The sequence below is a fragment of the Mesorhizobium sp. M7A.F.Ca.CA.004.04.2.1 genome, assembly GCF_004022825.1.
Taxonomy (GTDB): Bacteria; Pseudomonadota; Alphaproteobacteria; order Rhizobiales; family Rhizobiaceae; genus Mesorhizobium.
The window spans coordinates 1-2,265 of the sequence record NZ_RZPH01000968.1 but is presented as its reverse complement, the minus strand read 5'-3'; the positions used below and the strand labels follow the sequence as shown (position 1 = coordinate 2,265).

Below are 2,265 nucleotides of genomic sequence, written 5' to 3'. Positions count from 1 at the left end.
CCTGCACGGAAGGTTCTCCGCGGGCTACGCCGTCTGGAGTTGGTCGACAGAACCTTCGCCTGACATTGCAACCAGCCGAAATGCGGCAAATGCGGCCAATATTATGAAAACCGCCGTGACGTTCAGGGACATCGTCGATGCAAGGACGCCCCCGTCAAAGCAACTCAGTTCCATGGCGCTGCACCCCTTGAAGCCACTGACGGTCCGGATGATGATCCTGCTTGGGGCGAAATACAAGCGTTCGCTAATACGCTGATGCCGGCTGGCCAGCCCTGCGCGCAGCTTTTGAACAGCCGAACGCTTGGTTGCTGGTTCCCGCTCAAGGGCTCGAACCTCGATTCACGCCTTCAAAGGGCGCTGTCCTACCATTAGACGAAGCGGGAAAATGCACGTTGCGCCCCACCCCTAGCCGGTTCGCGCGCCGGGATCAACGCACGGGGGCGGCAAAGCCGATTGGAAGCGCGGTGTCAGTCCGGAAAGTTGGTGACAGGTTCCTCGCAGCGGTAGACCGGGCAGCTGCCGTCGCGGGTCGGGACACAGGCCGACATCGGCACCTCCGGCCAGTCGCATTCGTTGCCGAACTGCCTGACATAGCGGTCATAGGTGTTGGGTCCGGTGGTCAGCACCACGGCATGATGGCTTTGGAGCAGTTGCCGGAGTTGGTCGCAACTCATCGTGCGGGTGTCGGGCCTGGCTTCGGCAAGGCCGGTCGCGGCCAGCAGGATCGCTGCCGTCATCAAGGCAATTCGGTGCATCGGCATGGCTATTCCCTCGAATGGAAGTATCGGCCGAAACTCGCATCCCGGCGGGTGGTTCCGCAACCGCCGGCTGGCCGTCTGTGGCGGCGCAACCAAATGGTTCGTCGCGCATTGCTGGGGATGGATGGGAGGAAGCCCTACGAGACCCCGCAATGGCGGCCCGGAAACGGGGACCGCGAGGCCATGTGCTGTTCTTTCTGCGGCGGGCGCGACCACAGCTATGAGGACTGTCCGCAAAGGGATACTGACGCCGATCCAGTGCCGAATGCCCCTGACCCTCCCAAGCCAGACTGATCCGCGCCGGTATGCCGCCAGCAATATGTCAAATGCGACCCGCCGGCATTCGTACATCTGACTGATGTCGTGATTTTCAACGCCGTCCGGCTACATCCTGACCTTACCGGTGTCACCGATTTCCGGGCGGCTGTCGCTGACCGTTGCGGCCAGCATCTTCACATAGCTGACCACGGTGCCGGGGCTGTCCCAATACTGGGCGTCCTTCGGCGTCACCTTAAGCACGCGGATCGAAGGATCATCGGCACTGTCCCACCAGGCCTTGGCCGGGGTCGACCACAACTCCCTGATCTTGGCGCGGTCGTTCGAAACCGCCGCCAGACCGCTGACGGAAACATATTTCTGGCCGCCTGAATCGGCGAAGGCGAGACCGACATTGGGCTCGGCTTCGATCTCGTCATCCTTGTGACTGTCGACATCGGTGAGGAAGTAGACGGCGTTTTCGTCGCGCACCACATGCGCCGCCATCGGTCGCGAGCGGATGTCATCGCCTTCGCGAGTGGCGAGCATACAGAAGCCGATCCTGTCCATCAGTTTCCAGACCCGGTCGAGATCGCTGTTGCCGTCGCTCATTGTGTGCCTCCTTATTGAGCCGTCCATGGGGGTGTCGGGTGCAACTCGCGCAGGCGCGCAAGGTTCCGGACATGAACTGCCCGGACTGTTCCTGGGAGGAATGTTGGAGGCGATTGCAACCAAAACGCACCGCGGCGCATTGGTGGCCATGCGCGCGATCCGCGCATGAGGGAGAAGGGGTCGACAGTGACAGATTTGGCGGGCCGTGATGCCTTGATCGCCATCACCGCCGATGCGCGGCTGGCGGCGATTGTCGATTCGTCCTTCGACGCTATCGTCAGCAAGGATCTGAACAGCATCATCACCAGTTGGAACGCGGCGGCGCAACGCATGTTCGGCTACACCGCCGAAGAGGCCGTCGGCCGCTCCGTGCTCATGCTCATCCCCGATCATCTCAAGGATGAAGAGACCGACATCATCAGCCGGGTTCGCAGGGGCGAGCTGCTGGCCAGCTACGAGACGATCCGCCGGCGCAAGGATGGCGGCCTCATCGCCGTGTCGCTGACCATTTCGCCGATCAGGAACGCGTCCGGCGAGATCATCGGCGCCTCGAAGATCGCCCGCGACATCACCGCCAGCAAGGAGAGCGAGCGCCGGATCAGGCTTTTGCTCCGCGAGGTGAACCATCGCGTCAAGAACC

The 2,265-nt window shown here is 62.2% G+C and carries 4 protein-coding genes and 1 tRNA gene; 2 read left to right on the top strand and 3 right to left on the bottom strand.

The window, feature by feature from the left end; translation table 11 throughout:
• The coding region (locus EN893_RS38770) for a hypothetical protein (protein ID WP_206640196.1) at positions 1-256 on the top strand (256 nt) is incomplete at its 5' end.
• Between the two features lie 53 nt (positions 257-309).
• Here the strand turns inward: EN893_RS38770 and EN893_RS29905 are convergent.
• From EN893_RS29905 to EN893_RS29895, 3 genes are all read right to left on the bottom strand, one after another.
• A tRNA-Gln gene (locus EN893_RS29905) sits at positions 310-383 on the bottom strand.
• 84 nt (positions 384-467) lie between these two features.
• Positions 468-761 carry a hypothetical protein gene (locus EN893_RS29900; protein ID WP_127269198.1) on the bottom strand — a complete coding sequence of 98 codons (294 nt, stop codon included), beginning with the start codon at positions 759-761 and terminating at the stop codon, positions 468-470.
• Between the two features lie 381 nt (positions 762-1,142).
• On the bottom strand, positions 1,143-1,625 hold the full coding sequence (locus tag EN893_RS29895; RefSeq protein WP_127269199.1) for a pyridoxamine 5'-phosphate oxidase family protein: 483 nt from the start codon (positions 1,623-1,625) through the stop codon (positions 1,143-1,145).
• Positions 1,626-1,811: 186 nt separating this feature from the next.
• On the opposite strand from EN893_RS29895, the gene EN893_RS29890 reads away from it, so the two are divergent.
• Positions 1,812-2,265 (top strand): PAS domain S-box protein (locus EN893_RS29890; RefSeq protein WP_128362020.1); only part of this gene is annotated, 454 nt, incomplete at its 3' end.